This window comes from Brachybacterium halotolerans (genome assembly GCF_016623465.1).
GTDB classification, from domain to species: domain Bacteria; phylum Actinomycetota; class Actinomycetes; order Actinomycetales; family Dermabacteraceae; genus Brachybacterium; species Brachybacterium halotolerans.
In genome coordinates, this window is the sequence record NZ_JAEDAJ010000012.1 from 35,286 (window position 1) to 56,579 (window position 21,294).

A 21,294-nucleotide genomic window follows, 5' to 3' on the forward strand; every position below is an offset into this window, starting at 1 on the left:
GACCTGCGGAGGGGCGCAGGGGCGGACGTCGTCGCGCATCGGGTTGACACGGCGCACCGGCGCCCCCGTACCATCGAGTAATCGATTTCCGACGACGATGTCCGGACGGTGCGTGTGCGATGACGGATCCGCAGAGGGCTCCCGACCCCGAGGACGAGCTGCTGCTCGAGGTGCGAGGCGCCGTGAAGACGTTCCCCGGGGTGCGCGCGCTCTCCGACATGCGCCTCGACCTGCGCGCGGGAGAGGTGCTCGCCCTGGTCGGGGAGAACGGCGCCGGGAAGTCCACGCTCATGAAGGTGCTCACCGGCGTGCATCGCCCGGACACGGGCGAGTTCCGCTACCTGGGGCGGCCCCTGCGGGTGAGCGGACCCCTGGACGCGGCCCGGCAGGGGCTCGCGATCATCCACCAGGAGCTGAACCTGATCCCCGCGCTCACCGTGGCGCAGAACATCTTCCTGCGCCGTGAGAACCCCGCCGCAGGCCTGTTCACCCGTCCCAGGGACCTGGAGTCGCGCACCAAGGACCTGCTGGAACGGCTCGGCATGGACCTCGACCCGTCGGCCCGCGCAGAGGACCTCACCGTCGCCCAGCAGCAGATGGTCGAGATCGCGAAGGCGCTCAGCTTCGATGCCCGGGTGCTGGTCATGGACGAGCCCACGGCCGCGCTCAACGAGACCGAGGCCGGCGCCCTCCACACCCTCATCCGCGACTTCGTCACCCCGCGCACAGGCGTCGTCTTCATCTCGCACCGCATGGAGGAGCTGCGGGGCCTCGCCGACCGCGTGCAGGTCATCCGCGACGGCGATTACGTGGACGACTTCCCGATGGCCGGCGCGACCCTCGACGAGGTCGTCACCAAGATGGTCGGGCGCCCCGTGACCACCGGGCGTGCGCGCGCTCCCCGGGACGCGCAGTCCGATCGCGAAGACCGCCCGGTCCTCCTCTCCGTCGAGCACCTGCGCAGCGAGCCGCTCGTCCGCGACGTCTCCTTCGAGCTGCGCGAGGGCGAGATCCTGGGCTTCGCGGGCCTGATGGGCGCCGGGCGCACCGAGACGGCCCGAGCGCTCATCGGCTCCCTCCCCCGCCAGGGCGGAGAGGTCCGCCTGCGCGGACGACCGGTCGCCTTCCGCTCCCCCGCCCAGGCGGCCCGCGCGGGCATCGGCTACCTGCCCGAGGACCGCAAGCGTCTGGGCCTCATGCTCGAGAGCTCAGTGCTGGCGAACATGGAGCTCTCCTCGCTCGGCTCCCGCTTCCAGCGCGCGGGCCTCGTGCGCCGCGCCGACGCGCGCCGGGCGGCCGAGGAGCAGGCGAGCGCGCTGCGCATCCGCACCCCGCACCTCGAGCAGCCGATCAAGAACCTCTCGGGCGGCAATCAGCAGAAGGCCGTCATCGGACGCTGGCTGATGCGGGAGAGCGACGTGCTGATCTTCGACGAGCCCACCCGCGGCATCGACGTCGGCGCGAAGGAGGAGATCCACTCGCTTCTCGAGGACCTCGCCGCGCAGGGCCGCTCCCTGATCGTCATCTCCTCCGAGCTGCCCGAGGTGCTGCGCCTGGCCCACCGCGTCGTCGTCATGGCGGAGGGCCGCGTCGCGGGGGTGCTCGACGCGGGCGACGCCGACCCCGAGTCCGTCATGCGCCTCGCGGCCGTCGAGGAGGCCCCCGGCCATCCCCGCGCCGCAGATCCCGACCCCGCCCCCGAGCGCGGACGCACCGACGCGTCCGCCACCACGGAAGGACACCGATGAGCACGCTCGCCGCCTCCCCGACCCGCGAGGAGTCCGGCACCGGCCGCCCGCGCGGACCGCGCCGCGTCCGCCTCCAGCAGCTGCTGGCCGCCGGGACTCTCGTCCTGATCTTCCTCGCGTTCTCCATCGCGAGTCCTTCGATCTTCCCCACCTGGGGGAACATCGTCACGATCCTGTACTCGACCGTGGTGATCGGCCTGCTCGCCCTCGGCGCGACCTTCGTGATCACCACTGCGGGCATCGACCTGTCGGTGGGCACGGGAATGGCGCTGTGCGCGGTGATGAGCGGCATGTTCATCGTGAACTGGGGGATCCCTGTCCCGCTCGGCATCGTGCTCGCGATCCTCTTCGGCGGCCTCATCGGCCTGATCAACGGGGTGAGCGTCGCGATCCTCGACCTGCCGCCGTTCATCGCAACCCTGGCGATGATGATGGTCGCCTCCGGGCTCGCGCTGGTGATCTCCGGCGCCGCACCGATCTACTTCGAGGACCCCTCCTACATGGGCTTCTCGACCGGGACGATCATCCCCTCGATTCCCAATGCCGTGCTCGTGCTGGCCCTCGCCGCCGTGATCGCGGCCGTGCTCATGTCCCGCACCCTGCTGGGGCGCTACGCGACGGCGATCGGCTCCCACCAGGAGGCCGCGGAGCTCGCGGGCGTGGCCGTGAGGAAGTGGCTGATGATCGTCTACATCGTGGGCGGTCTGTTCACCGGGCTCGCGGGCGTCATGATCTCGGCCCGGCTCGGCTCCGCGCAGCCCGCGACCGGCATGGGCTACGAGCTCGACGCGATCGCCGCCGTCGTCATCGGCGGGACCTCGCTGTCCGGCGGGCGCGGGACGATCGTCGGCACGGTGATCGGCGCGCTCATCATCTCCGTGCTCACCAACGGTCTGCAGATCCTCTCCATCCTCCAGGAATGGCAGGACGTCCTGCTCGGAGCGGTGATCCTGGTGGCCGTGTTCATCGACCGCCTGCGTCGTCGCGCGGAGCGCACGGCATGAACGGGGGCGGGGCCGGGGCGGTCGGCGGGCCGCGTCCCGGTCGGCGCGCGCCGAGCCGGCGTGCCGTGCTCGCCCTCGGCGGTGCGGTCCTGCTCATGCCGGCGGCGGGCTGCGGCAGCTCGCGCGAGGACGTCACGCACATCGCCCTGGTCTCCAAGGGCTTCCAGCACCAGTTCTGGCAGGCCGTGCGACGCGGCGCCCGCGCGGAGGCCGAGGAGAACGGTGTGGTCCTCACCTTCGAGGGCCCGCCCGCGGAGACCGACGTCGAGGCCCAGATCACGATGCTGCAGAACGCCGTGACGCGGAACCCCGACGCGCTGGGCCTCGCGGCCCTGGACTCCCGCGCGGCGGCGCTGGCCCTCGAGGAGGCGGACTCCAAGGGGATCCCGGTGATCGCCTTCGACTCGGGCGTGGACTCCGACATCCCGCTCGCGACGGTCGCCACCGACAATGCCGCGGCCGCGAAGGAGGCCGCCAAGCACATGTGCGAGCTGATCGACGGGAAGGGCCAGGTGGGCATCGTCGCCCACGACCAGGTGTCCCTCTCCGGCACCGACCGCCGCGACGGCTTCCTGGCCGGGCTGGAGGAGTACGGACCCGGGGTGGAGGCCCTCGAGGTGCAGTACGGGGAGGGCGACCAGGCGAAGTCCGCCGACATCGCGCGCTCCATGATCACCGCGCATCCCGACCTGAAGGGGCTGTTCGGCACCAACGAGGGATCGGCGATCGGCGTCCTCAAGGGCGTCGAGGAGTCCGGGCGCACCGACCTGGCCGTGATCGGCTTCGACTCCGGGCGCGCGCAGGTCGAGGCGATCCGCGCCGGCGAGATGGCGGGCGCCGTCACCCAGGACCCGATGCAGATGGGACGCCTCACCGTGCGCACGGCGCTGCAGGCCCTCGCGGGGAAGAAGGTCGAGAAGATGATCGACACCGGCTTCCTCTGGTACGACGGGGACAACATCGACAGCGACGACGTGCAGCGGGCGGTGTACCTCTGAGCGTGCCGGGCGAAAACCCCTCGGCTCCTGCGGCCCCCGCCCGCTACCGTCGGAGCATGGACCCCCGTGCACAGCACTTCGCCGAGAACCGCGCCAACTGGGACGACCGCTCGGCGCTCCACGAGGCCTCGGGCTACGGCATCGAGGAGCTCGTCACCGACCCGTCGGCGATCAGTCCCGCGCTGGCCCAGGACCGCGAACGCCTCGGGGACCTCACGGGGCTCGACGTCATCCACCTGCAGTGCCACCTGGGCACCGACACGGTCGGGCTCGCACGCCTCGGCGCCCGCCGGGTCGTGGGCCTGGATCTCTCCCCCGCCTCCCTCGCCCGGGCCGCACGGATCGCCGAGCGCTGCCGCGCCGATCTCGAGCTGGTCGAGGCCAACGTGTACGACGCGCGCGAGGCGGTGAGCGGGGACTTCGACCTCGTGTACACGTCGATCGGGGTGCTGTGCTGGCTGCCCGACGTGCGCGCCTGGGCGCGCGTGATCGCCTCCCTGCTGCGCCCGGGCGGCAGATTCCTCGTCCGCGACGACCATCCGATGTTCATGGCGATCGGCGAGGACGTGAGCGACGGGCTGCGCATCGAACAGCCCTATTTCGAGCGCGAGCAGCCCATGACCTGGGACGAGGAGTTCAGCTACGTGGAGGCTCCGCCCGATGCCCCCGCGATCGCGCACAGCCGCAGCCACCAGTGGAACCACTCCCTCGCGCAGATCGTGAACGCCCTGCTGGAGGCCGGCCTGGTGCTCGACTCGCTCGAGGAGACGCCGTACTCGGCCTGGTGCCAGTGGCCCGATCTCATGGTGCGCGAGGGGGATCGCTGGCGTCTGCGGGAGGACCCCGACCGGATCGCCCTGCAGTTCGTCGCGACCGCCCACCGTCCGGCGGGCGGGGCCGGTGAGTCCGACGGGGCCCATGGTGAAGGATGAGCGCATGACGCACTCCTGGGATCCCGCATCCGCCCCCGCCCCCGCAGGCACCGCGGCGCCCGGCGGCGACGGCTCCGCCGGGGACGCCGACTACTCGGCGATCGGCGCGGGCTACCGCACCTACCGCCGGCCTGACCCGCGGATCGCGGAGGCGATCGAGGACGCGCTGGGCACGGCGCGCACGCTGGTGAACGTGGGCGCGGGCGCCGGTTCCTACGAGCCGACGGACCGCGAGGTCACGCCCGTCGAGCCGAGCGCCACCATGCGCGCGCAGCGGCCGTCGGACCTCGCCCCCGCGATCGAGGCGAGCGCCGAGGACCTCCCGTTCGCCGACGGCGCCTTCGACGCGGCGCTCGCCTCCTTCACCGTCCACCAGTGGGGCGACCTCGAGAAGGGGCTGCGCGAGGTGCGGCGGGTGACCGCGGGGCCCGTCGTCGTGCTGAGCTGCGATCCGGCGGCGCTCGACCGGTTCTGGCTGGCCGAGTACGCGCCCGAGGTGATCGCGACCGAGGCCTCCCGCTACCCGGCTCCCGCGCGGATCGCCGAGATCCTGGGCGGCGACGTCGAGGTGCGGGAGCTGCCGATCCCGCGCGGCTGCACCGACGGCTTCGGCGAGGCCTACTTCGGCAGGCCCGAGGCCCTGCTGGATCCGGGCGCCCGCACGGCGAACTCGGCGTGGAGCTTCGTGGGCCCGGAGGTCTCCGAGCGCTTCGTGCGCGAACTGGGCACGGACCTCGAGTCCGGGGCGTGGGATGCGCGGCACGGGCATCTGCGCGAGGCGGAGGCGTTCGACGGCTCCCTGCGGCTGATCATCGCGCGGCCCTGAGCGCGTTCAGAAGAGGATCGTGGTGAGCTCGCCGCGCTGGGTGAAGCCGGCGGCCGCGTACGCGCGGCGCGCGGGCTCGTTGAAGTCGTTGACGTAGAGGGAGACCCGCGGGGCGTGGTCCCGGGCCACCAGGCCGACGAGGTCGTGCATGGCCGCGCGGCCGATCCCCTCCCCGCGGCGCTCGGGGTCCACCCAGACGCCGTGGATCTGGGCGACGGGCCCCAGCACGGCGCCCACGTCGGCCTTGAACAGCACCCGCCCGTCGCGCACGACCACGTAGGTGCGGCCCAGCGTGATGAGGTCGCGCACGCGCGAGCGGTAGCCGCGCCCTCCGTCATGCGCGAGGGGGTCGGTGCCGACCTCCTCGCGGAACATGGAGACCGCGGCGGGGAAGACGATCTCCTCCTCCCCGCGCACCGCCCGGCGCAGGCCCGAGGGCGGCAGGGGTCGCGACGGCTCTGCGGTCGCCTCGAGCAAGGGCTGGGACCAGCGCTGCTCGCGGATCTGCCGGCCCCAGACGGGGGCCAGCTGCGCCCACAGCGACGCGACCGCCGAGCGCTCCCCGACGATCGAGCTGCAGCGGCGGGGCCGGGCGGCGAGGTGCTCGGCGAACAGGCCGATCGCGCGGGGGCTCGCGCTCACCGGGGACACGTTCACGCCGTGCCAGAGGAGCCCGTCGGTGCGCCGCTCCTCCCCCGCGACGCTGAACTCCTGGCCGACGCTCAGGCTGTGGCGGATGTCGACGAGCCGCGCGCCCGGCAGGGCGTTGACCAGGGGGTCCGTGAGGACGTGGTCGATCGCGCCCTGCACGCCGGTGGGTCTCAGGGCTCGCAGCCGAGGACCGCGGGAGAACATGGATCCGAGCCTCTCACGGGAACAGGGTGATGGGGTCCACGATGTCCGCATACAGCAGCATGACGGTCATCGCGAGGAAGAGCAGCGCGACCACGTTCGTCAGGGGCAGCAGCCGCGACATGTCGACCGGGCCCGGGTCGGGCCTCCCGCGCCAGCGGGCGATGCGCCGTCGGACCCCTTCGACGAGGGCGCCCGCGACGTGCCCGCCGTCCAGCGGCATGAGCGGGATCAGGTTGAACACGAACAGTGCCATGTTCAGCGAGGCGAGCATCGAGATCAGCGTGGAGACCTTCGCCGTGAGGTCGAAGCGGGGCTGGTCGGCGCTCGCGACCTCCCCCGCGAGCCGGCTCACGCCGACCACGCCGATCGGCCCGTCGGGGTCCCGCTCGCCGTCGCCGAAGGCGGCCTTCGCGACGTCGATGAGCCGCATGGGCAGCGTGACGACGATGCGGGCGGTCCCCTCGAAGGTCTGCCAGACCGTGCCCGGCACCTCGAGCGGGGACTGCCGCTGCAGCTCCTGACCGGGGCCGACGCCCAGGAAGCCGACCTTCTCGGTGACCACGTCGCCGTGCGCGTCGGTCTTCGCGCTGCCGTCCTCCGCGATCACGGGGCGCTCGTCGAGGATCGGTGTCGCGTGCAGGGCGAGCCGCTCCCCGTCGCGCTCGACGACCACGTCGATCTCGCGGTCGCCGGCGCCGCGCACGGCGCTCGTGACGTCGGCCCACTGATCGATCGCGTGCCCGTCGATCTCGAGCAGCCGGTCACCGGGCTCGATCCCCGCGGCGAGGGCGGGGGCCTCGGGATGACCCGTGCAGGAGGTGCCCTCGGGGGCGTCGGCCGGGAGCACGCAGCGGGAGACGGTCTCGACGGTCGTCGAGGACGCCGGCAGGCCGATACCGCACACGAGCACACCGAGCAGCACCGCGCTGATCAGGAGGTTCATCGTCGGCCCGCCGAGCATGACGACGAGCTTGCGCGGCACGGTCAGCGCGGAGAACGTGCGATGGGACTCGGCCGGGTCGTACTGCTCGGCCTCCCACTCGCGGGCGTCCTGCGCCATCTGCTGGAACAGGCCCGTGGAGTCCTCGCGGATCGTCCCCGGGGCGTCGTCGCGGCGCGGCGGATACATGCCGATCATGCGGATGTACCCGCCCAGCGGGATCGCCTTGACGCCGTACTCGGTCTCGCCGCGGCGACGGGAGAGGATCGTCGGCCCGAAACCGATCATGTACTGGGTGACGCGCACCCCGAACGCCTTGGCGGGGATCAGGTGCCCCAGCTCATGCAGGGCGATCGAGACCGCGATGCCCAGGGCCACGGCCAGCACCCCGAGCGCGTACAGGAGGACGGTCATGGGCGGGGGCGCCCGCTCGCGGCGGGTGCGTTCCGGGGGTCCCCGGATGCGGCCGACGGGGTCCGGACGGGCAGGATCACGGCACGGAGGCCATGAGGTCGGCGACGTGGTCGAGGTACACGTCCACCACGGCCTCCTGGTAGCCGTCCTCGCCCTTGCGGCGGCGGAAGGCCGCGCGGCGCACGTCGTCCACGCTCATCGGCAGGCCCTCGGTGAAGTAGGCGATGAGCTGGTCGCACAGGGCGTCGACGTCGGTGCGGTCGTAGGAGCGCTCACCGTGGGCGCCGGGGGCGAACCGCTCCCCGGCGGGGCGCTCGAGGCGGTCCTTGAGGGTCTCGGCGCGCTCGGTGAGGCGCGAGATCCACTGCTCCTCGCCCTGGCGGGCGATGGCGTCGTCGCGCTGCTGGAGGGCGAAGGCGTCCGAGAGCCGGTCCAGGGCCTCGTCGACGGTGCGCATGTCGTAGCCGCCCCGGAGGGTGCCGAAGCTCGCGGACGTGACGTCGGCGCTGTCGAAGCCGGAGCCGCCGTGCTCGTAGGCGGTGCGGGCGCGCGCGAGGAAGTCGTCCACCTCATGCGGGTCGTAGCCGACGCTGAAGCGGGAGACGCGCTCGAACGATGTGCTCACGGGGCAGTTCCTTCCAGGGGTCGATGCCGCTCCCCCACTGTACCGAGCGGGCGGGGCGGGGAGCTGATGCCGCGCCGGGCGGGACGCGCCGGGCGGGACGGACGCGCCGGGTGGGGCGCGACCCTCAGCCCACGATCTCGGGAGCGTCCTCGAGCACGGTGCCCTCGTCGTCCTCGGGACGGGAGGCGATGGCCTCGACGCGGGCGACGCGCGCCTCGCGGTCGGCGCGGTGCGTGTCGGACTCGATGACGGTCGCCGCGAGCTGGCCGCAGGCGCCGTCGATGTCGGAGCCGCGGGTGTCGCGGATCGTGGTGCGGATGCCGTTGTCCCGCAGGGTCTCCACGAAGCGCTTCTCCACCATCGGGTCCGAGGCGGTCCACTTCGAGCCCTTGACGGGGTTCAGGGGGATCGGGTTCACGTGCACCCAGTGCCGCCCGCCCTTGTCGATCAGGCGGTCGGCGAGCAGCTGGGCGCGGTGCTCCTGGTCGTTGATGTCGCGGATCAGCGCGTACTCGATGCTCACACGACGGCCGGTGGCCTCGAAGTACTCGTGGGCGGCGCTGAGGATCTCGTCGACGTCGAAGCGGGTGTTGATCGGGACGAGCTCGTCGCGCAGGGCGTCGTCCGGAGCATGCAGGGAGACCGCGAGCGTCACCGGGATCTCCTCCTTGACGAGCTTGCGCACGGCCGGGGCGAGGCCCACGGTCGAGACGGTGATGTTGCGGGCGCTCATCCCGAAGCCCTCGGGGGCCGGGGCGTTCAGGCGCTTGCAGACGGTCGCGACCGGCCGGTAGTTCGCGAGCGGCTCGCCCATGCCCATGAACACGATGTTGCTGACGCGGCCGGTGCCGCCCGGGACGTCGCCCGCGGCGAGCTTCCCGTTGGCGATCCGCACCTGCTCGAGGATCTCGGCGGTCGAGAGGTTGCGGCTCAGCCCCATCTGCCCGGTCGCGCAGAACGGGCAGTTCATGCCGCAGCCCGCCTCCGAGGAGATGCACAGGGTGGTGCGGCCCGTGTAGCGCATCAGCACGGACTCCACGAGGGAGCCGTCGAACAGCCGCCAGAGCATCTTCTGGGTGGCGCCGTTGTCGGCGCTCTGCATCGAGACGAGCGTGAGCAGCTGCGGGAAGAAGCGGGCGACGAGCTCCTCGCGGCGGTCCTTGGGCAGGTCCGTCATCGCCTCGGGGTCGACGGTCGCGTGCTCGAAGTAGTGCACGGACAGCTGCTTGGCCCGGAAGCCCGGAAGGCCCATCTCATCGACGGCCGCGATGCGCTCGTCCATGGTCAGGTCCGCGAGGTGGGCCGGCGGCTTGCCGCGCCGGGTGGGGCGCAGCTGGAGCTGACCGGGGGCGAGGGCGATCTTCTCGCCCGGGACCGCCTCGCGGGAGAGGTCGGGCAGGCTCGCCCCGTCGGCCGACGGGCCCGCGTCGCGGGCGCCGGGGGCGGGCACGGCGGGATCGGGAAGGTCGTGCGTCATACCAGCACCTCCAGGAGGATGAACGTGGCGGGGGCCGCCAGCAGGATCGAGTCGATGCGATCCAGGACGCCCCCGTGGCCGGGCAGCAGGTGCCCCATGTCCTTGATGCCGAGGTCCCTCTTGAGCAGGGACTCGGCGAGATCGCCGCAGGTCGAGATGATCACCAGCACCGGGCCGATGACCAGGCCCGTCCACCAGGGCGCGGTGTCCGCGAACACCAGGAAGACGACGGCCGCGGCGGTGCCCAGCACCAGCGAGCCGAAGAATCCCTCCCAGCTCTTCTTGGGGCTGATCGACGGGGCCATCGGATGCCGCCCCAGCAGCACCCCGGCGATGAAGCCGCCGGTGTCGTTGGCGACGGGCACGAGGAACGCGAGCAGCACGAGCAGGGCGCCGTCGGGGCGATCGAAGAGCAGGAGCGCGAAGCAGCCCAGGAAGGGCACCCAGGCGATCGTGAACACGCCCGCGGCGACGTCGCGCAGGGCGACTGTGCCCATCGACTCGGTGACGCGCCAGAGGATCAGCACGCAGACGGCCAGCGCCGTCGCGATCACCAGGCCGTCCAGGCGGAAGACCTCGGTGGTGACGACCATGCCGACCACGCCCACGAGCACGGGCATCACGGGCACCCGCATGCCCCCGGCGGCGAGCGCGCGGGTCAGCTCGAGGACGGCGAGGACGAGCGCGAGCGCGATGAAGGCGGGGAAGACGACGGGGACGACGAACAGGCACACCAGCAGCACGGCCACGAGGCCGATGCCGACGGGGATCGCCGCGCGCAGGTCGCGGCCCGGCCCGCGCCGCTTGGCCGCCGGGGCCTCGCCCTCGGGCCGGGTCCCGTCCTCGGGCGCACCCGGCACCGCCCCGTCCGGGAGGGACGGGGCGGTGCGATCGGGTGCTGCGGGGACCACGGCGCGGACGAGCGGGCGGAGGGAGCGCGAGCGCTCAGACCGTGGCCAGCTCGGTCTCCTTGGCCGCGAGGGCCTCGTCGACCTGCTCGATGTACTTCTTGGTGAGCGCCTCGAGGTCCTTCTCGGCGCGCGAGCCCTCGTCCTCGCCGACCTCCTTGTCCTTGACCAGCTTCTCGATGGCCTTCTTGGCGGTGCCGCGGCTGGCGCGCACGGCCACGCGGCCGTCCTCCGCCTTGGACTTGGCCTGCTTGATGTAGTCCTTGCGGCGCTCCTCGGTGAGGGCCGGCAGGACGATGCGCAGGTTGTCGCCGTTGTTCGTGGGGTTCACGCCCAGGTCGGAGTCGCGCAGAGCGCTCTCGACGGCTCCCGTGGAGGACTTGTCGTAGGGGGTGACGATGACCGTGCGGGCCTCGGGGAACTGCAGGGAGGCCAGCTGGTTCAGCGGGGTCGGGGCGCCGTAGTACTCCACGGTGATGCCCTGGAACATGGCGGCGTTCGCCCGACCGGTGCGGATCGTGGAGAAGTCCTCCTTGGTGACCTCGATCGTCTTGGTCATCTTGGTCTCGGCGTCCTTCAGGACACCGGGGATGTCATCGCTCACGTCGCGCTCCTCGCTGCTCTTCTCGTGGTGGCACCGGCTCCGTGCGCCGGCACCGCGGTCCATTCTCCCCCATCGCTCCCCGTCGTGCGCGACCGGCGGCGGTCGGGCGGCGCGGGACGGGGCCGACGGGGCCGGGCCGGACGGCGTCCGCCCCGCCTCGCGGGCTCAGTCGCCGGTGACGAGGGTGCCGATGCGGTCGCCCACCATGGCACGGGTGATGCTGCCGGGGGTGTCCAGGCCGAACACCATCATCTGCTGGGCGTTGTCCATGCAGAGGCTGAAGGCCGTGGCGTCCACGACCTTGAGGCCGCGCTGCAGGGCGTCGCCGTACGTGATCTGCTCGATCTTCTCGGCCGTCGGGTCCTTGTGCGGGTCGGCGGTGTAGACGCCGTCCACGCCGTTCTTGGCCATCAGCACCTCCTGGCAGCCGATCTCCAGGGCGCGCTGCACGGCGACCGTGTCGGTCGAGAAGTACGGCATGCCCGCGCCCGCGCCGAAGATGACCACGCGGCCCTTCTCGAGGTGGCGCACGGCGCGCAGCGGCAGGTAGGGCTCGGCGACCTGGCCCATCGCGATGGCGGTCTGCACGCGCGTGGAGACGCCCTTCTGCTCGAGGAAGTCCTGGAGCGCGAGGCTGTTCATGACCGTGCCGAGCATGCCCATGTAGTCGGCGCGGCGGCGGTCCATGCCGCGCTGCGAGAGCTCGGCGCCGCGGAAGAAGTTGCCCCCGCCCACGACGACGGCGCATTCGACGCCCTGCGCGACGCCCTCGGCGATCTCGCCGGCGATGCGGGAGACGACATCGGGGTCCACGCCCACGGTGCCGCCGCCGAAGGCTTCGCCCGAGAGCTTGAGGAGGACGCGGCGACCGCCCTCCTTCTTCGGGAGAACCGGGATCTGGGAGGTGACGGACGCCTGGGTCATGGAAGGTCCTTCCGGTCGAGGTCTCGGGCGATGATACCGGCGCACGGGGCGGCGGACCCCATGGATCGGCGCGGACGTGATCACGTCCGCACGCGTGACGGCGCAGGGCCCCGCATCCGTGGCGGATGCGGGGCCCTGCGTGAGCGGGCGCGGCGCGGGCGCGGGGCCCGGGCGCTCGTCAGATGCGCGGGATCAGTTGCCGACGCGGAAGCGGACGAAGCCCGCCAGGGTGCCGCCGGCGCCCTCGAGGACCTTGCCCACGGTCTGCTTGGGATCCTTGGCGAACGCCTGGTCGAGCAGGACGTTCTCCTTGAAGTAGCCGTTGAGTCGCCCCTCGATGATCTTCGGGATGGCCTTCTCGGGCTTGTTCTCGTTCTTCGCGGTCTCCTCGGCGATGCGGCGCTCGTCGGCGACGATCTCCGCGGGCACCTCGTCGCGCGTGAGGTACGCGGGCGAGTAGGCGGCGATGTGCATCGCCACGTCGCGCGCGACCTCGGCGCCGGCCTCGTCGGTGGCGACGAGCACGCCGACCTGCGGGGGCAGGTCCTTGTTGGTGCGGTGCATGTACGAGGTGACGACCTCGCCCTTCACGCGGCCGATGCGGCGCACGACGATCTTCTCGCCCATGGTCGCGGCGGCGCTGGTGAGGGCCTCGCCGAAGGAGGTCTCGGCGAGCTGCTCGGGGTCGGTCGCGCCGGACTCGACGGCCGCGGCCACGGCCTCGTCGCCCAGGGCGACGAACTTGTCGTTCTTGGCGACGAAGTCGGTCTCGGAGTTGAGCTCCACGAGGGTGCCCTCCTGACCGCCCTCGGCGTCGCGGATGTCCGCGGCGATGAGGCCCTCGGAGGCGCTGCGGCCCTCGCGCTTGGCGATGCCCTTGAGACCCTTGACGCGGATCAGCTCGACGGCCTTGGCCTTGTCGCCCTCGGCCTCGTCGAGTGCCTTCTTGACGTCGAGCATCCCGGCGCCGGTGGACTCCCGGATCTCCTTGATGTCAGCAGCCGTGTAGTTCGCCATGTGTTCCTTCTTCCTGGTGGGAGAGGTCGTGCGGGGAGGTGGGGAGGAGCCCCCGGGCGGGGTGCGCCGCGAAGGACGCACCCTGCCCGGGGAGCGCGCTCACTCGGAGGGCTCGGTCTGGACCTCGGTCTCGCCGGCGGACGCCTTGGCGTCCTCCTCGGCACCGAGGACCTCGGAGGCCTCGACATCGGAGGCGTCGGCAGTGGGGACCTCGGGGGTCTCCTCGACGGCCTTCTCCTCGGCCGCGGCGGCCTTCTGCTCCTCGAGGTTCTTCTCGGCACCGGCGACGCCCTCGGCCTCGGCGGTGACGGACTCCTCGGCGGGGGCGCCGTCCTGCTGGACCTCGGACTGCTTGAGCAGCTCCTGCTCCCACTCGGCGAGCGGCTCGGCGTCGACCGCCGAGACGTTCTTCTCGCCCTTCTCCGACTTCGCGTGGCGGTCCTGGAGGCCCGCGGCGACGGCGTCGGCCACGACGCGGGTCAGCAGGGCGACGGAGCGGATCGCGTCGTCGTTGCCCGGGATCGGGTAGGTGATCTCGTCGGGGTCGCAGTTGGTGTCGAGGATCGCGACGACCGGGATGTTGAGCTTCTGGGCCTCGTCGACGGCGAGGTGCTCCTTGTTGGTGTCCACGATCCAGACGGCGCTCGGGGTGCGGCCCATGTCGCGGATGCCGCCCAGGGTCTTCTCGAGCTTGTCCTTCTCGCGGCGCATCATCAGCAGCTCCTTCTTGGTGCGGCCGGAGGAGGCCACATCGTCGAAGTCGATCTGCTCGAGCTCCTTGAGGCGGTTCACGCGCTGCGAGACCGTCTGCAGGTTGGTGAGCATGCCGCCGAGCCAGCGCTGGTTCACGTAGGGCATGCCCACGCGGGTGGCCTGCTCGCGGATGGACTCCTGCGCCTGCTTCTTCGTGCCGACGAACAGGATGGTGCCGCCGTGGGCGACGGTCGCGCGGACGAACTCGTACGCCTTGTCGATGTAGGTCAGCGTCTGCATCAGGTCGACGATGTAGATGCCGTTGCGCTCGGCGAACACGAAGCGCTTCACCTTCGGGTTCCAGCGACGGGTCTGGTGTCCGAAGTGGACGCCGCTCTCGAGGAGCTGGCGCATGGTGACGACTGCCATGGTCTGTCTCTTTCCCGGCCCTGGGCTCGCGCGGCGCACCGTGGCGGCGTCCGCGGTCCTCGCGCAGGACCTGCATTCTCGGTTCTCCCCTGCCGCCGGACGGCGCAGGGCCTGGTGCCCGGCCCTCCGACCTCCCCGGATCCCTCCCCCGCCGGGAGGCGGGGACGCGGATCGCGAGGACCGACGACCGGATGGACCATGCGGGCACGCGAAGTCGCCCGGACGTGCCGGACGCTGTCGTCAGTCTAGCCGACCGCGGTGCCCGCAGGCACCCTCCGGGGAGCGCCGTGCATCACGCGCGCACGTGCGTTCATCCCGCCGATCCTCCCCATGCCCCGGTTGTCCACCGTCGGGCCCCGGCGCCGACGGGACGGCGCGTGCGGAGCGAGAATCCGGGCATGGCTCCTCACCCGACCCGCCGTGCTCATGGTGCGCACCCCACTCGCTCTGCCCAAGGCGCGCACGCCGCGCGGACCGCGCACCGTCCGGGCGCCCCTCGGGACGCCCACGTCCCCTGCGGCGCTGTGCGCCTCCTGGTCGCGCTGATGGGCCTGGTGCTGGTCGCCACGCTGCAGATGACGGTCCCCGCCCACGGGGATCCCGGGTCTCCCGGGGACACCGCGGGCGGCGACGGGGCCGGTGCGACCTCAGCTGCGCGGGCCCGCTGGGAGTGGCCGATGGCTCCCCCGCATCGGATCATCGCTCCGTTCGTCGCGCCCGAGCACCGCTACGGGCCGGGCCACCGGGGCGTGGACATCCTCGCCAGCGGCACCGAGGTGCGGGCCGTCGAGGACGGGACGGTCCGGTTCGCCGGCTCCGTGGCCGGTCGGGGCGTGGTCTCGATCCTGCACGCCGACGGGCTGCTCTCGACCTACGAACCGGTGACGGCGGAGGTGGCGGCGGGTGATCGGGTGCGCGCCGGCCAGGTGATCGGCGAGCTCCAGGAGGGCGGGGACGGCGGGCCGGGCGACGGCGAGGGGGCGAGCCACTGCGCGCAGGCGTGCCTGCATCTCGGGGCTCGACGCGGAGGCGCCGACTACGTGGATCCCGAGCCGCTGCTGCGCGGGGCCGAGCCGAGCGTGCTGCTGCCCCTGGAGGCGGCAGGGACGGCGCTCGCCCTGCTCGCTCGGCGCGCGGGTTGAGGGCCGGCGGTCAGGCGCGCGGGTGCGCCTGGTCCAGGGTGCTGCGCAGGCGCTCGGCGCTGACGTGGGTGTAGATCTGCGTGGTGCCCAGCGAGGAGTGGCCCAGGAAGTCCTGGACGCTGCGCAGGTCCGCGCCGCCCTCCACGAGGTGCGTGGCGGCGGTGTGGCGGAGCGTATGCGGGCTGATGTGGCGGGGGATCCCCGCCTCCTGGGCGTGGCGGTCCACGAGGGTGCGCACCGCGCGGTCGCCGAGGCGACCCCCGCGGGACCCCAGGAACAGCGCCTCGCCCGAGCCCCCGGACGCGAGCACCGGGCGGCCCGTGCCGGTCCACTCCTCGATCGCGCGGATCGCGGGGAGGCCGACGGGCACGATGCGCTCCTTGGACCCCTTGCCGAGGACGCGCACGGTGCGCTCCGCGTGGTCGATCGAGCGCAGGTCGAGGGCGACGAGCTCGGAGACGCGCAGGCCCGAGGAGTAGAGCAGCTCGAGCACCGCCGCATCGCGCCGGCGCAGCGCTTCGTCGATCTCGCGGCGGGAGTCGTCTGCGAGCTGGCCGTCGATGCTCCGGTCGTCTGTGCTCCGTCCCGACCGCTCCCCGCGCCCCGTGCCGTGCGCGCCGCCCGCGGGGCGAGGCGGGGTGGTCCCGTGCTCGGCCGCTTCGAGCAGTTCCTCCGTCTGGCCCTGGCTGAGCACGGCGGGCAGATGGCGACCCCGCTTGGGAGCCTTGAGCCGGCCGCCGATGTCCTGAGGGATCCGTCCGGTGCGCGCGAGCCAGGTGGTGAAGGTGCGCGCGGCAGCGGCCGCCCGGGCGAGGGACGAGGAGGCGAGGCCGGCCTCGGCACGGGCGCCGAGCCAGGAGCGCAGGGCCGTCACGTCGAGATCGGCGAGCTCGATGCGCTCGACCTCGTGCAGATGCACGAGCAGGCTGCGCGCCTCTCGGGAGTAGGCGGCGACCGTGTGCTCGGAGCGTCCTCGCTCGAAGCGCAGGTGCTCGGCGAAGGCGTCGAGCACCTGATCGTCCTCCGCGGCGCGCACCGCTCCCCCGTCGCGTGCAGTGCTCCCGGTGGCCATGGGCCCAGTGTCGCACCGCGCCGGCGACGGGGCCGGGCGGCGCGCAGTCCGCGAGGCGCGTCGCCGGGCCGTTCGCTCGCTCAGCGCCGGCCCACTTTCTCCCCGGTGATGCGTACGTGCCCGAGGGCGTCGAGCCTCCCCAGGGCCGCCATCAGCTCGCTCTCGCGGCGGCCGACCTCGCTCGCGAGGCGGTCGATCGTGATGCGCGAGCGCGGCGGGACGGCGTCCAGCACGTGCCGGTCGGCGGGGTCGAGGAGGTCCAGCTCGTCCTGCTGGGCGAAGGAGGAGTCGCCGGCCGGTGCCGAGTGCGGCAGCAGTTCGCGGATCTCCTGCGCCTCGGTGACCAGGACGGCCTGCCCGTCACGCACCAGCCGATGGCAGCCCGCGGAGGCGGCCGAGGTGACCGGCCCGGGCAGCGCAGCGACGGTGCGCGGCGGCTCGATCGCCCCGGCGTGCCGCGCGGTGGACAGCGCGCCGGAGCGCCAGGCCGCCTCGACGACCACCACGATGCGCGCGAGCGCCGCGATCAGCCGGTTGCGGGCGAGGAACCTCCATCGCGTGGGCGCCGTCCCCGGCGGTGCCTCGCTCAGCAGCACGTGGCGCTCGCGGATGGCGCGCAGCAGCTGGTCGTTCCCCCGCGGGTACAGCCGGTCGAGACCTCCGGCGAGGACGGCGATCGTGGGTCCTCCGGCGGCGAGCGCCCCGCGGTGCGCGGCGGCGTCGATGCCGTAGGCCCCGCCCGAGAGCACCGTCGACCCCTCCGCGGCGAGCTGCGCGGCCATCGATGAGGCGCAGTCCTCGCCGTACGGGGTGGAGGCGCGGGAGCCGACCATCGCGATCGCCCGCTCGTCGGCGAGCCGTGCCGGATCCCCGGGGCCGTGGGCCCACAGGCAGAACGGGGCGGCGAGGCCGAGGTCGTCGAGACCCGCGGGCCATTGCGCGTCCCCGGGCACGATCACGCGCATTCCCTGGCCGGCGGCCCGATCCAGGACGGACCGCGCATCGATCCTCCCCTCGCGCTCCTTCCAGCGCGAGAGCCCGGCCGCGGCGGCGGCGCGACGATCCATGCGCTGCGCACGCGGCGCGGTGGGGTCGTGGACCGGCAGGATGCGCAGGGCGTGCTCGACCGCGTCGAGATCTCCTCGGGCGAGGATCTCGAGCCCCTCGCGCACGCCGTGGACCGTGCAGGTGGAGTGCGCGACATCGTCGGAGGGCTCCGCGAGCAGCGACCAGGTGATGCGGGCCATGCGATCCGCCGACGACGCCGCGTCGGACGTGCCTCGCGCGTCCGACGCGAGTCGTTCGTGCGCCTGCGCACTCTCCTCGCACGCGCGGTCCCGGGGGCTCGCCGCGGTCATCACAAGTCCTTCCCGCGCAGGGTGAGCGCGAGGCCCACGTGGTCGGTGTCGGGGCGCGCGCTGCCGTCGAGGTCGGCGAGGGTCCAGGCGACGCGCAGCACGCGGTCGTGGCCGCGCAGGGTCAGGCGGCCGTGGGACAGGGCGCGCTGGAGCATGGCCGCGGCGCGCTCGTCGGCGCTGTACGTGCGCCGCAGCTCGGGGCCGGGGATCTGGGAGTTCAGGTGCCAGGGCTCGTCGGCGAAGCGCGCCGCCTGGCTCTGACGGGCGCGGGCGACGCGCCGGGCGATCTCCGCGCTGGACTCGGAGGCGCCGGCGTCCCGTCGCATCGGGTCGACCGGCCCCACGTCCACGCGCATGTCGATCCGGTCCAGCACCGGGCCGGAGATCTTCCGGAGATAGCTGCGGCGCTGCATGGGGGTGCACGTGCAGCGGGTGCCCTTCCCCCACGACAGCCCGCAGGGGCACGGGTTGGCGGCGAGCACGAGCTGGAAGCGCGCGGGATAGCGGGTGACGCTCAGCGCGCGGTGCAGGGTGATGTCGCCCGTTTCGAGGGGCTCGCGCAGCGCCTCGAGCACGCGGGAGTTGAACTCGGGGGCCTCGTCGAGGAACAGCACCCCGGCATGGGCGCGGGAGACCGCGCCGGGGCGGGCGATGCCGCTGCCGCCGCCGATCACGCTCGGCGCGCTCGCGGTGTGGTGCGGGCTCTCGAAGGGGGCGGTGCGGATCAGGCCGCCTCCGGCGTCGAAGCTCCGGTCCAGGGAGCGGATCGCGCTGACGGCGATCGCGTCCTCGTCCTCGAGGGCGGGCAGGATCCCGGAGATCCTCGAGGCGATCATCGTCTTCCCCGTGCCCGGAGGCCCCTGCAGCATCAGGTGGTGCCCGCCGGCGGCGGCGACCTCGGCGGCACGGCGCGCCTGGGCCTGACCGATGACGTCGGCGAAGTCGAGGCCTGGGCGGCGCGCACCGGCCTCCGCTCGGGTCGCGGGAGGTCTGCGCGGTGCGAGGGTCTTCTGGGCGGGAGGGTTCAGCGGCGCCCGGCATCCGTGGTGGCGCATGACCTGGCCCAGGTCCACCGCGGAGAACACCTCGATGCCGTCCACGAGCCGTGCCTCGCGCGCGTTCTGCTCGGGGACGACGGCGCGGCGCACGCCCGCCGCGCGCGCGGCGATCAGCGCGGGCAGCACTCCCGGGATCGGGCGCAGCGTCGCGTCCAGACCGAGCTCGCCGAGGTGGACGACGTCCGCCACCGCCTCCGGATCCAGCGTGCCCTGGGCGGCGAGGATCGCGACGGCGATCCCGAGGTCGAACCCCGAGCCCACCTTGTGGATGAACGCGGGACTCAGATTCACGGTGATCCGGCGCTGGGCGAGCGGGGTGCCGATGGCACCCGCGGCCGCGCGCACCCGCTCGCGCGCCTGGAGGGTGGTCGAGTCCGGAAGGCCGACCAGCGAGAACGCGGGCAGCCCGGTGGCGACGTCGGCCTCGACCTCGACGAGGGTCCCGGTGACGCCGCGCAGCCCGACGGCGCCCGTCCTCGCGCCCCGGCGCGTGGTCACGGCGCTCATGACACGGACCGCAGGTGCTCGATCTCGCAGCCGCCCGCACCCAGCACGTGCACGGCGACCACGTCGATCCGCACCTCGTGGTGCCGCGGAGCGTGCTCCATGAGGTACGCGCCGGCGAGTGCGCGCAGGCGTCGCATCTTCAACGGGGTGACGGCCGCCTGCGGGACACCCGTCACCAGGGTGCGGCGCGTCTTGACCTCGACGAACACGAGGGTGGTGCCCTCGAGGGCGACGATGTCGATCTCACCGGCGCGGAAGCGGGCGTTGCGCTCCACGATCTGCCAGCCGGCCCCGGCGAGGTGGTCGGCGACGACCTGCTCGCCGATCCTCCCGAGCTCGAGGGCGCTGAGCCTGGCCAGCGGGACGGCGGCGGGGAACGGGATGGGTGCGGGTCGACGTGTCATGCCCTCACCCTGGCGCTCGCGCACGCCTCGCGCGCGGCCGGGGCCGCCGATGTGGATGACGGGGCACTGGGGAGGAACGGAGGGCGGCCCGCGGCCGGCCGACGGGATCGGCCCGTCCGTCGCCCCCGGGGATCAGGGCTCAGGGCTCAGGGATCAGGGCTCAGGGAAGCGCGATGTCCGGCTTCGCGAGCTCCTCGATGTTGACGTCCTTAAAGGTCACCACGCGCACGGAGCGGACGAAGCGGCTCGAGCGGTAGATGTCCCAGACCCAGACGTCGGCCAGGGTGAGCTCGTAGAAGACCTCGCCGCCGGCGGTGCGGACCTGCATGTCGACCTGGTTGCACAGGTAGAAGCGGCGCTCGGTCTCGACGACGTAGGTGAACAGCCCCACCACGTCGCGGTACTCCCGGATGAGCTGCAGCTCCATGTCGGACTCGTAGCTCTCGAGGTCCTGCGTGCTCACGGCTGCGCCTCCTTCGGGATCCGGGGACGGGGCTGCTCGCCCGCGTCCGACCACAGTACGCCAGGGACGCCCGGCGTCTCCTGGACGTTCGCGGCCCCGCTCACGGGGAGTCCCAGGTTCCAGGACCTGCGGTGCTGGGCGTGGGCCCCGCGGGTCCGCAGCGCCTCGCGGTGCGCCGCCGATCCGTACCCCTTGTTGCCCGCCCAGCCGTAGTGGGGCGCGAGGGCGTCGAGGTCGACCATGTGCGCGTCGCGCGCGACCTTCGCGAGCACGCTCGCCGCGGCGACGCTCATGCAGTCGCGGTCGGCCTTCACGCGCAGGTGCACCGAGGGCAGGGGATGTCCGGCCTCCCACCCGTCGGCCGATCCGGGTCCCTGTGCGGCGAGGGCCGGGGTGATGACGTCGGCGTCGCCGTCCATGAGCACGATGTCCGCGGCGACGCCGAGCCCGGCGATCGCGCGGCCCGCGGCGAGGCTCAGCGCGGCGAGGATGCCGCGGGCGTCGATCTCCTCGGGGCTCGCCCAACCCAGGGCATGGGCGTGGGCGACCTCCCGGAGGGGGCCGACGAGGGCTTCGCGGCGGCGGGCGGTGAGGGCCTTGGAGTCGCGGACGCCCTCGGGCAGGGCGCGCTCCGGGCCGTCGGCTCCGATGAGCACCGCGAAGGCCCCGACGACCACCGGGCCCGCGAGCGCACCGCGGCCCACCTCGTCCACGCCCGCGATGACGACGGGGCGCGCGGGCTCGGCGGCTGCGTCTCCGTGCGGGGCGGGGTGCCCGTGCGGCGCGGGGTGCGCGGCACCGGCGTGCGCGAGCGCGAGGGCGATCTCGGTGTCCCAGGTCGGGGCCGACGCGCGGCGCCGACCAGCAGTCGAGGACGCGGGCGCGGTCACGGGCGC

The 21,294-nt window shown here is 73.2% G+C and carries 21 protein-coding genes; 6 read left to right on the plus strand and 15 right to left on the minus strand.

Annotated features, from left to right (window positions below; translation table 11 throughout):
* The first annotated feature begins 119 nt into the window (after positions 1-119).
* From I8D64_RS14890 to I8D64_RS14910, 5 genes are read left to right on the plus strand one after another with little or no spacing between them, the layout of a single operon-like run.
* Positions 120-1,748: a sugar ABC transporter ATP-binding protein gene (locus tag I8D64_RS14890; RefSeq protein ID WP_200503584.1), complete on the plus strand. Its 1,629-nt coding sequence runs from the start codon at positions 120-122 to the stop codon at positions 1,746-1,748.
* Positions 1,745-2,752, plus strand: a complete 1,008-nt coding sequence (locus tag I8D64_RS14895) for an ABC transporter permease (protein WP_200503585.1) — start codon at positions 1,745-1,747, stop codon at positions 2,750-2,752. Before I8D64_RS14890 ends, I8D64_RS14895 begins: the two co-directional genes overlap by 4 nt.
* Entirely contained in the window at positions 2,749-3,750 is a 1,002-nt protein-coding gene (locus I8D64_RS14900; RefSeq protein ID WP_200503586.1) for an ABC transporter substrate-binding protein, read from the plus strand. Before I8D64_RS14895 ends, I8D64_RS14900 begins: the two co-directional genes overlap by 4 nt.
* 56 nt (positions 3,751-3,806) lie before the next feature.
* The gene (locus tag I8D64_RS14905) at positions 3,807-4,682 is read left to right on the plus strand and encodes a class I SAM-dependent methyltransferase (protein WP_200503587.1); all 876 of its coding nucleotides are present in this window, start codon (positions 3,807-3,809) and stop codon (positions 4,680-4,682) included.
* Between the two features lie 4 nt (positions 4,683-4,686).
* Complete coding sequence (locus tag I8D64_RS14910; RefSeq protein ID WP_200503588.1) at positions 4,687-5,508, plus strand: class I SAM-dependent methyltransferase; 822 nt, start codon at positions 4,687-4,689, stop codon at positions 5,506-5,508.
* Positions 5,509-5,514: 6 nt separating this feature from the next.
* On the opposite strand, the gene I8D64_RS14915 is transcribed toward I8D64_RS14910, so the two are convergent.
* From I8D64_RS14915 to rpsB, 9 genes are all read right to left on the minus strand, one after another.
* Entirely contained in the window at positions 5,515-6,318 is an 804-nt protein-coding gene (locus I8D64_RS14915) for a GNAT family N-acetyltransferase (protein WP_343068596.1), read from the minus strand.
* Positions 6,319-6,376: 58 nt separating this feature from the next.
* Positions 6,377-7,717, minus strand: coding sequence for a M50 family metallopeptidase (locus I8D64_RS14920; protein WP_200503590.1), 1,341 nt, complete (start codon positions 7,715-7,717; stop codon positions 6,377-6,379).
* A gap of 76 nt (positions 7,718-7,793) precedes the next feature.
* Positions 7,794-8,342, minus strand: coding sequence for a hypothetical protein (locus I8D64_RS14925; protein WP_200503591.1), 549 nt, complete (start codon positions 8,340-8,342; stop codon positions 7,794-7,796).
* Positions 8,343-8,466: 124 nt separating this feature from the next.
* Complete coding sequence (gene rlmN, locus I8D64_RS14930; protein ID WP_200503592.1) at positions 8,467-9,819, minus strand: dual-specificity RNA methyltransferase RlmN; 1,353 nt, start codon at positions 9,817-9,819, stop codon at positions 8,467-8,469.
* Positions 9,816-10,730, minus strand: coding sequence for a phosphatidate cytidylyltransferase (locus I8D64_RS14935; protein WP_228358886.1), 915 nt, complete (start codon positions 10,728-10,730; stop codon positions 9,816-9,818). Before I8D64_RS14935 ends, rlmN begins: the two co-directional genes overlap by 4 nt.
* Positions 10,731-10,764: 34 nt before the next feature.
* Positions 10,765-11,331 carry a ribosome recycling factor gene (gene frr, locus I8D64_RS14940; RefSeq protein WP_228358887.1) on the minus strand — a complete coding sequence of 189 codons (567 nt, stop codon included), beginning with the start codon at positions 11,329-11,331 and terminating at the stop codon, positions 10,765-10,767.
* A gap of 165 nt (positions 11,332-11,496) precedes the next feature.
* Complete coding sequence (pyrH, locus tag I8D64_RS14945; protein ID WP_200503594.1) at positions 11,497-12,255, minus strand: UMP kinase; 759 nt, start codon at positions 12,253-12,255, stop codon at positions 11,497-11,499.
* A 192-nt stretch (positions 12,256-12,447) separates the two neighbouring features.
* The gene (tsf, locus tag I8D64_RS14950) at positions 12,448-13,272 is read right to left on the minus strand and encodes a translation elongation factor Ts (protein WP_200503595.1); all 825 of its coding nucleotides are present in this window, start codon (positions 13,270-13,272) and stop codon (positions 12,448-12,450) included.
* A gap of 99 nt (positions 13,273-13,371) precedes the next feature.
* Entirely contained in the window at positions 13,372-14,394 is a 1,023-nt protein-coding gene (rpsB, locus tag I8D64_RS14955) for a 30S ribosomal protein S2 (protein WP_200503596.1), read from the minus strand.
* A 524-nt stretch (positions 14,395-14,918) separates the two neighbouring features.
* Between rpsB and I8D64_RS14960 the strand changes: the two genes are divergently transcribed.
* The gene (locus tag I8D64_RS14960; RefSeq protein WP_343068598.1) at positions 14,919-15,536 is read left to right on the plus strand and encodes a murein hydrolase activator EnvC family protein; all 618 of its coding nucleotides are present in this window, start codon (positions 14,919-14,921) and stop codon (positions 15,534-15,536) included.
* 10 nt (positions 15,537-15,546) lie between these two features.
* Here I8D64_RS14960 and I8D64_RS14965 read toward each other — a convergent pair whose 3' ends face one another.
* The 6 genes from I8D64_RS14965 to I8D64_RS14990 all read right to left on the minus strand — a co-directional run bounded on the left by I8D64_RS14965 (position 15,547) and on the right by I8D64_RS14990 (position 21,288).
* Positions 15,547-16,608 (minus strand): tyrosine recombinase XerC, encoded by a 1,062-nt coding sequence (locus tag I8D64_RS14965; RefSeq protein ID WP_200503597.1) that lies wholly within the window; start codon positions 16,606-16,608, stop codon positions 15,547-15,549.
* Between the two features lie 80 nt (positions 16,609-16,688).
* Entirely contained in the window at positions 16,689-17,855 is a 1,167-nt protein-coding gene (dprA, locus tag I8D64_RS14970) for a DNA-processing protein DprA (RefSeq protein WP_246483085.1), read from the minus strand.
* A gap of 110 nt (positions 17,856-17,965) precedes the next feature.
* Positions 17,966-19,531: a YifB family Mg chelatase-like AAA ATPase gene (locus tag I8D64_RS14975; RefSeq protein WP_200503599.1), complete on the minus strand. Its 1,566-nt coding sequence runs from the start codon at positions 19,529-19,531 to the stop codon at positions 17,966-17,968.
* Positions 19,528-19,935: a YraN family protein gene (locus I8D64_RS14980; protein WP_200503600.1), complete on the minus strand. Its 408-nt coding sequence runs from the start codon at positions 19,933-19,935 to the stop codon at positions 19,528-19,530. Before I8D64_RS14980 ends, I8D64_RS14975 begins: the two co-directional genes overlap by 4 nt.
* A 160-nt stretch (positions 19,936-20,095) precedes the next feature.
* Entirely contained in the window at positions 20,096-20,398 is a 303-nt protein-coding gene (locus I8D64_RS14985) for a DUF2469 domain-containing protein (RefSeq protein ID WP_109275318.1), read from the minus strand.
* The gene (locus I8D64_RS14990) at positions 20,395-21,288 is read right to left on the minus strand and encodes a ribonuclease HII (RefSeq protein WP_343068599.1); all 894 of its coding nucleotides are present in this window, start codon (positions 21,286-21,288) and stop codon (positions 20,395-20,397) included. The genes I8D64_RS14985 and I8D64_RS14990 overlap by 4 nt, the downstream gene beginning before the upstream one ends.
* Between the last annotated feature and the right edge of the window lie 6 nt (positions 21,289-21,294).

Excerpts from the sequence above, each read along its gene's own strand:
- I8D64_RS14890 (WP_200503584.1), top strand. The coding sequence starts at position 120 with ATGACGGATCCGCAGAGGGCTCCCGACCCCGAGGACGAGCTGCTGCTC.
- I8D64_RS14895 (WP_200503585.1), top strand. The coding sequence starts at position 1,745 with ATGAGCACGCTCGCCGCCTCCCCGACCCGCGAGGAGTCCGGCACCGGC.
- I8D64_RS14900 (WP_200503586.1), top strand. The coding sequence starts at position 2,749 with ATGAACGGGGGCGGGGCCGGGGCGGTCGGCGGGCCGCGTCCCGGTCGG.
- I8D64_RS14905 (WP_200503587.1), top strand. The coding sequence starts at position 3,807 with ATGGACCCCCGTGCACAGCACTTCGCCGAGAACCGCGCCAACTGGGAC.
- I8D64_RS14910 (WP_200503588.1), top strand. The coding sequence starts at position 4,687 with ATGACGCACTCCTGGGATCCCGCATCCGCCCCCGCCCCCGCAGGCACC.
- I8D64_RS14920 (WP_200503590.1), bottom strand. The coding sequence starts at position 7,717 with ATGACCGTCCTCCTGTACGCGCTCGGGGTGCTGGCCGTGGCCCTGGGC.
- rlmN (WP_200503592.1), bottom strand. The coding sequence starts at position 9,819 with ATGACGCACGACCTTCCCGATCCCGCCGTGCCCGCCCCCGGCGCCCGC.
- pyrH (WP_200503594.1), bottom strand. The coding sequence starts at position 12,255 with ATGACCCAGGCGTCCGTCACCTCCCAGATCCCGGTTCTCCCGAAGAAG.
- tsf (WP_200503595.1), bottom strand. The coding sequence starts at position 13,272 with ATGGCGAACTACACGGCTGCTGACATCAAGGAGATCCGGGAGTCCACC.
- rpsB (WP_200503596.1), bottom strand. The coding sequence starts at position 14,394 with ATGGCAGTCGTCACCATGCGCCAGCTCCTCGAGAGCGGCGTCCACTTC.
- I8D64_RS14965 (WP_200503597.1), bottom strand. The coding sequence starts at position 16,608 with ATGGCCACCGGGAGCACTGCACGCGACGGGGGAGCGGTGCGCGCCGCG.
- dprA (WP_246483085.1), bottom strand. The coding sequence starts at position 17,855 with ATGGCCCGCATCACCTGGTCGCTGCTCGCGGAGCCCTCCGACGATGTC.
- I8D64_RS14975 (WP_200503599.1), bottom strand. The coding sequence starts at position 19,531 with ATGAGCGCCGTGACCACGCGCCGGGGCGCGAGGACGGGCGCCGTCGGG.
- I8D64_RS14980 (WP_200503600.1), bottom strand. The coding sequence starts at position 19,935 with ATGACACGTCGACCCGCACCCATCCCGTTCCCCGCCGCCGTCCCGCTG.